General features: G+C 30.3%; 8 protein-coding genes. 5 read left to right on the top strand and 3 right to left on the bottom strand.

Annotation, left to right across the window (positions count from 1 at the left end; all coding sequences use genetic code 11):
• Positions 1-87: 87 nt before the first annotated feature.
• Complete coding sequence (locus HMPREF2706_RS02700) at positions 88-363, bottom strand: glutaredoxin family protein (protein ID WP_001831374.1); 276 nt, start codon at positions 361-363, stop codon at positions 88-90.
• A 174-nt stretch (positions 364-537) separates the two neighbouring features.
• Between HMPREF2706_RS02700 and HMPREF2706_RS02695 the strand changes: the two genes are divergently transcribed.
• From HMPREF2706_RS02695 to HMPREF2706_RS02675, 5 genes are all read left to right on the top strand, one after another.
• A complete protein-coding gene (locus HMPREF2706_RS02695; protein ID WP_001831396.1) occupies positions 538-813 on the top strand; it encodes a metal-sensing transcriptional repressor in 276 nt (91 codons plus the stop codon).
• Between the two features lie 14 nt (positions 814-827).
• Entirely contained in the window at positions 828-3,215 is a 2,388-nt protein-coding gene (locus tag HMPREF2706_RS02690) for a heavy metal translocating P-type ATPase (RefSeq protein WP_001832797.1), read from the top strand.
• 33 nt (positions 3,216-3,248) lie between these two features.
• On the top strand, positions 3,249-3,458 hold the full coding sequence (copZ, locus tag HMPREF2706_RS02685) for a copper chaperone CopZ (RefSeq protein ID WP_001831373.1): 210 nt from the start codon (positions 3,249-3,251) through the stop codon (positions 3,456-3,458).
• A 63-nt stretch (positions 3,459-3,521) separates the two neighbouring features.
• The gene (locus tag HMPREF2706_RS02680; RefSeq protein WP_001831384.1) at positions 3,522-4,178 is read left to right on the top strand and encodes a hypothetical protein; all 657 of its coding nucleotides are present in this window, start codon (positions 3,522-3,524) and stop codon (positions 4,176-4,178) included.
• A 192-nt stretch (positions 4,179-4,370) separates the two neighbouring features.
• Complete coding sequence (locus HMPREF2706_RS02675) at positions 4,371-4,898, top strand: GNAT family N-acetyltransferase (protein ID WP_001831394.1); 528 nt, start codon at positions 4,371-4,373, stop codon at positions 4,896-4,898.
• Between the two features lie 76 nt (positions 4,899-4,974).
• Here the strand turns inward: HMPREF2706_RS02675 and HMPREF2706_RS02670 are convergent, their stop codons facing one another.
• Together HMPREF2706_RS02670 and HMPREF2706_RS11830 are read right to left on the bottom strand one after the other, a co-directional pair.
• On the bottom strand, positions 4,975-5,523 hold the full coding sequence (locus HMPREF2706_RS02670; RefSeq protein WP_002441962.1) for a hypothetical protein: 549 nt from the start codon (positions 5,521-5,523) through the stop codon (positions 4,975-4,977).
• A gap of 249 nt (positions 5,524-5,772) precedes the next feature.
• Positions 5,773-5,868 carry a type I toxin-antitoxin system Fst family toxin gene (locus tag HMPREF2706_RS11830; RefSeq protein WP_000493115.1) on the bottom strand — a complete coding sequence of 32 codons (96 nt, stop codon included), beginning with the start codon at positions 5,866-5,868 and terminating at the stop codon, positions 5,773-5,775.
• Between the last annotated feature and the right edge of the window lie 896 nt (positions 5,869-6,764).

Raw genomic sequence — 6,764 nt, 5'->3', positions numbered from 1 at the left:
ATACTATAAATTCAACTTTGCAACAGAACCGTCAACATCATCATTAAATAAACAGCCATTATTTTTTAATAATGGCTGTTTATTTAATTATTCCAATATATTTAATATATCTTTTTTGTTATTTTCAAATCCCACGTAATATTTAAACAACTTTTTTTTACCCCAAAAAATTTTTTTATAAAAAACAAATAAGGGAACAATTCGGTTGCCTGATATTTTTTTCATTTCTTCTTCTAAGTCCAAATTTTGACTTACATCTTTATGACTATAACTAATCTCTTGAGAGTTTAAATACCTTTTTGATTCTTGGCAATCAGAGCATGTAGGTCTTGTGTAAAGCTCAAGTTGTATATTTTTATCCAAATATATCTCTCCTAATATAAGTTTTAGCATACATTTTATACAAGTGTACCTCTTAAAACAAACTATAAATATTAATTTTTTATATGAAACTTTTGTATTGACTTATACCTACTAGGGGTATAATATAGATTCCAACAAGAGATACCCCGTTAGGGTATATGAGGAGGGGTGAAATTGAACACTACTACTGTTAAAAACAATGACGCATTGCTCAATAGACTCAAAAGATTAGAAGGACAAATGCGCGGTTTACAATCAATGATAGCAGAAGATAGATATTGTATAGATGTACTAGTACAAATAACAGCAATACAATCAGCCCTAAAACAAGTGGGTTTTATAGTAACTGAAGACCATATATCTAATTGTGTAAGTGAAGGTATTAAAAATGGCAACGGAGAAGAAAGTATCAAAGAATTGATGGTTGTATTAAAACAATTTTCAAAATAGGAGGAAAGAAATAATTGAGTGAAAATATTAAAAAAACCTCATTAGGTATCACAGGCATGACATGTGCAGCTTGCTCGAATAAAGTAGAAAAAAATCTAAATAAATTAGATGAAGTTAACGCTAATGTAAATCCTTCTACAGAGAAAGCTACAATTGAATATAACCCCAATGTTACATCATTAGAAGATATTGCAAATACAATTCAAAAAACAGGTTATGGAGTTTTAACCGAAAAAGTGGATCTCGATGTAATGGGAATGACGTGTGCAGCTTGTTCGAATAAAATCGAAAAAGTTTTAAATCGAATCTCAGGTGTAAATAAGGCTACAGTTAATTTAACCACAGAAAGTGCTACTGTAGAATACAACCCTGATATGACGTCTGTAGATGAATTTCAACAACGTATTAAAAACCTAGGGTATGAGGCACAACCTAAAAAAGAAGCATCAGAAAAAAGTTCCCAAAAAGAAAAACAATTAAAACGACAGTTAATTAAATTAGTTGTTTCAGCTGTTTTAGCAGCTCCATTGTTAATGACAATGTTCGTTCATTTATTTGGTATTCAAATACCACATATATTTATGAACCCGTGGTTCCAATTTGTATTAGCAACGCCTGTTCAATTTGTTATTGGTTGGCAATTTTATGTAGGCGCTTATAAAAACCTTCGTAATGGGTCAGCAAATATGGATGTTCTTGTCGCTTTAGGTACAAGCGCAGCCTTCTTTTATAGTATTTATGAATCGATTAAGTGGTTAATTAATACAAATTATGAGCCACACCTATATTTTGAAACAAGTGCTGTATTAATTACTTTAATTCTTTTCGGAAAGTATTTAGAAGCACGTGCTAAAACACAAACAACAAATGCGTTAAGTAAATTGTTGAATTTACAAGCTAAAGAAGCACGTATATTACGCAACGGTGAAGAGACTATGGTTCCTTTAAGTGAGGTAAAAGAAGGAGACTATTTAGTTATCAAACCAGGAGAAAAAATACCAGTAGATGGCAAAATAATTAAAGGTATGACTTCAATTGACGAGTCAATGTTGACAGGTGAATCTATTCCTGTTGAAAAAATGCAAAATGATAATGTTATAGGATCAACAATGAATAAAAATGGAGCAATTACTGTTGAAGCAACAAAAGTTGGTAAAGATACAGCTCTTGCCTCCATTGTTAAAGTTGTCGAAGAAGCGCAAGGTTCTAAAGCGCCAATACAAAGACTAGCAGATATTATTTCTGGATATTTTGTACCTATCGTTGTAGGTATCGCGATTTTCACATTTATTATATGGATTTCATTAGTTCAGCCGGGACAATTTGAACCAGCCTTAGTTGCTGCAATAGCAGTATTAGTTATCGCTTGTCCTTGTGCGTTAGGCTTAGCTACGCCTACTTCTATAATGGTGGGTACCGGAAAAGCTGCTGAAAATGGCATTCTATTTAAAGGTGGAGAACACATTGAAGGTACACACGCTATTAATACAGTTGTTTTAGATAAAACTGGCACTATAACAAATGGCACACCTGAAGTCACTGATTTTAGTGGAGATGATCAAACATTACAATTGTTAGCTAGTGCAGAAAAAGGTTCTGAACACCCACTAGCTGAAGCTATCGTAAGTTATGCTAAAGAAAAATCATTAGAATTTTTAGAAGTAGACCATTTTGAAGCTATACCAGGGCGCGGTATAAATGCAACAATTGATGGTAAAGAACTTTTTGTCGGAAATCGAAAACTAATGAGTGAAAAAGGAATCCAAACTAATGAAGCTGAAACAAATCTCGCTCAATTTGAAAAAGAAGGAAAAACTGCAATGCTTATAAGCGTAGATAACGAATTGAGAGGGGTTGTCGCTGTAGCTGATACAGTTAAAGATACTGCCCAACAAGCTATTCAAAAACTTCATGAATTAGGTATTGAAGTTGCTATGTTAACTGGTGATAACAAACGTACCGCACAAGCAATAGCAAAACAAGTTGGTATAGACACGATTATTGCAGAGGTTTTACCAGAAGAAAAAGCTTCTAAAGTAGCAGAAATTCAATCTGAAGGTAAAAAAGTAGCTATGGTTGGAGATGGTGTCAATGATGCTCCAGCACTAGTTAAAGCAGATATTGGTATTGCCATTGGTACAGGTACAGAAGTTGCAATCGAAGCTGCTGATATAACTATTTTAGGAGGAGACCTTTTATTAATTCCAAAAGCAATAAAAGCAAGTAAATCTACAATTCGTAATATTCGCCAAAATCTATTTTGGGCGTTTGGTTACAATGTTGCAGGTATCCCTATAGCAGCAATTGGTCTGCTAGCACCTTGGGTTGCGGGAGCAGCAATGGCTTTAAGTTCTGTAAGTGTTGTCACAAACGCTTTACGTCTAAAACGTATGAAATTATAAGAATCTTATATTTCTTGAAAGGAGGTGACAACATTGACTAACGAAGTTATTAATGTAGAAGGTATGAGCTGTGACCATTGCAAGCATTCAATTGAAAAAGCATTAAATGGATTAGATGGTGTAACATCTTCAGAAGTAAGCTTGGCGAATGGGAATGTGGAAGTTGAATTTGATGAAAATCAAGTAGCTTTCAACGACTTTAAAGAAGCTATTGAAGATCAAGGTTACGATGTAATTAAATAATTTAAATAGTTGGGCATATCGTTTAATGATATGCCCTTATTAAAAATTAAGGAGGATAAAAATATGAATCATAATCATGAATATCATTCAAACAAACCCGAAATTAAAGCAAATGTTGTATATAGAGATGGTAATATAGAAATTACGTTAGAAGATGAATTTAATAATGCCCCATTATTAGATACTATGCATGAAAAAGAAATGCATTTCGTTTTAGTATCTAATGACATGGAGAAATATTACCACCTACACCCTCAAAAAAAGCATGAAGGTTTATTTATAATTAACCAACAATTAGAGCCAGGAACTTACCAGGCTTTTGTTGATGTTACACCAAAAAACCATGTGTATTCCGTTCATCCTATTGAACTGCAAATTGGAGATAAAATAACCTCTACAACATCTTTAAATTCTGATAAAAATTGGGTAAAAGTTAACAAAGGAGTTCATGTAACTTTAAATTCTATAAGTGCTAAAGAAGATGAACATGTCCCTTTAACTTTCAATACAGAATTAACTCCCCAACCTTATTTAGGAGCTTTAGGACATGTGATTATATTTGATGAGCAATTAACTGATTATATTCATGTTCACCCAGAATCACCTGATTCTACAACCTTTTATGCTCATTTTCCTAAAAAAGGGATGTATAAAATTTGGGCAGAATTTAAATTTAATGATGAAGTGCATAGATTTACTTATAATATTAAAGTTGCATAAATCTATTAGCAAAAGCTTAAAAATCAGTAAATTGTAAAGAGTTATTTAGATAATACAAAACGCTTTATAAAAAATCGAAAATTTAAGATAGAAAGTTGATGAAGAAAGTATCAAAAAATTGTAGTGGTTGTTTATATTGCAACATTCACTGAATTTTTATAGTTAATAACCTATTATTTAAGGAGTAATTTATTGATTAAGTTTGAATATTTTGAGGAGAAAGATTTTGATTTATTAATAAACTGGATAAACTCTCCTGAACTTTTAGTCAAATGGGCAGGTACAGATTTTAATTATCCCCTAGATGAAGAACAATTAAAGGAATATATTAAAGACACAAATAAAGAAAATTCTAGTAAAATAATTTATAAAGTTATCATTGAAGAAAATAATTCAAAAAAAATTATAGGTCATATTGCTTTAAATAATATAGATTTTAAAAATTGTTCCGCCACGTTAAGTAAAGTTTTAGTAGGTGATCCGCAAATGCGTGGCCAAGGATTAGGCCCTAAAATAATAAAGAAATTATTGAAAAAGGCTTTTGAAGATTTGGGACTACACAGAATTGAATTAGGTGTTTTTGCCTTTAATAAATCAGCTATTAAAAGTTACAAAAAGATTGGATTTATAAAAGAAGGAGAAAAAAGAGACTTTAGAAAATTAAATGGAGAATATTATAATTTATGGCAAATGAGTATGTTAGAAAGCGAATGGTCTTGAATAATTTTAAACAAAAATAGTCCTCTTATTTTAATAAGAGGACTATTTTTGTTTATTTAGAGCGTACTCTAGTCATTTATTTTGTAAACCTTCCATATATAAGAACCAAAATAGTATAAATAAATATTATTAAAAACATAGTCGTGAACATAGACTGAATAAAACAAATAATAATATGATATACAACAGTAGGAGTGGACCCTAATATTTCTACAGACGTATTATTCAGTTTAAATATTAAATAATCGAAGAGAAATGAACTTCCTATTATAGATACGAGTCCAATGATAGGTAAAGTAAGAAATAATAATTTTCCCTTTTCGTAGTTTCTATATAATGCTAGAAATCTATCCTCATCTTTGTACATATGATCCAATAGAATTTTAGCAATTTTATAAGAAACTGGCACAGCTATAATTATTAATATAAAAATTGCAAATGGATTGGAAAAACTTAAAAAATATGTAATATAAATTGAAATCAAGGGAATTGTCGATAAAAAGCATATATCTAATATAAGTTTTTTGTCTTCCCTTCCATTACTTTTCTTTTCAAGAAATTCTATATCTTTTTGATACTCTTCGTTGTTTTGAATGTTTTTTAAATATGATTTAACCTTTTTCATTTAATACTCCCATCTTGTCTTTGTATTCAACTAATTAGCCTTAATGTTAGCAATTTTATAGTATCAAAGAAAATCAATAATTCTAATTATAGAATTGCACTTACTTTTCTTATATTTTTGCATTCATCTACACTTGGTGATATACTGAATTTAACAAATAGTGTACTAGCATGATAAACACCGAGCCCGATAACTACTGCGAATAGTTATCGGGCTCTTTTGGTGTATTAGCTATATGTCGTCGCTAAATTACTTCTCACGATTATTCAGCCAATGAGAAAATAATGTGAGTATAACTCCTACTACGATAGGAGCTATAATAGTTACAAATAGTGTACTGAACATGATGTCACCTCCTTCCATGCTAAATACAGCACAGAAGTGAACGACGACCTTTGTATTATACCATTTCTAATAATTGAGTTACAGATGACTTCCGATAAGTGAACTTATGTCAAAAGTATTATCTATTAAAAAACAAATTACCTTTATTATTAAGTCTACTTAGTCATAATCAAAGTCATATTAGCGTACATAATTAAGTCGAATTATGATTTTTAGAAAGCGCGTATTGGTCACTTGTATGATTTATCATACTGCTTATAAAGTATAAATAAATGAAAAATGTCTTACTCATGTTTGATAAATTCTTGTGATATTTTTTATATTAAACACTTACATTTTTGCTATAAAAATATTTTTGTACTCATCACTTTTTGAATAAAGTATCTCAAACATATCCCTAAATGATTCATTATAATGAACATAAAATAAAAGTAATAAGAAATTATTTAGGCCTTATTATTCAAAAACAAATTATAAAAACATCCAAATCTAAACAGAAATATGGTCAAAAAGAGCTAAAACAAAATACAAAATGAGGTACAAAAGGACGCATTTGTTACATCAATATTTGATCAATCAAACCTAAAAATTAAAATAAGATCACACTTAAGTGGTCTTATTTTTTATACGAAAAAAGTCCAAAAAAACAGACTCTATGGAGTCTCGATATCAAAAAAATCAGACTCTCGAGAGTCTAAAAAATTTTAAAGCCCGTCAAATCAACGTTAAGTAGAGTATTCTGACAATTAAAAGTGGTCTTGTAACAATTGTAAAGAGTCTGCAATAAAATGTGATATCACCCTCTTTAGTCAAATGCCTAAGAATGCTTATAATCACCTTTATATAAAGCTTTTAAGCTATATATGGTGAATAATTGAGCAGAACGAATAAAAGGT

This window comes from Staphylococcus sp. HMSC067F07 (assembly GCF_001837405.1).
GTDB lineage: Bacteria > Bacillota > Bacilli > Staphylococcales > Staphylococcaceae > Staphylococcus > Staphylococcus capitis.
This window is presented reverse-complemented; position numbering and strand designations above follow the sequence as displayed.

Bases quoted from the DNA above. Each gene is read 5' to 3' on its own strand.
- HMPREF2706_RS02680 (WP_001831384.1), top strand. From the start codon at position 3,522: ATGAATCATAATCATGAATATCATTCAAACAAACCCGAAATTAAAGCA.
- HMPREF2706_RS02670 (WP_002441962.1), bottom strand. From the start codon at position 5,523: ATGAAAAAGGTTAAATCATATTTAAAAAACATTCAAAACAACGAAGAG.
- HMPREF2706_RS11830 (WP_000493115.1), bottom strand. From the start codon at position 5,868: ATGTTCAGTACACTATTTGTAACTATTATAGCTCCTATCGTAGTAGGA.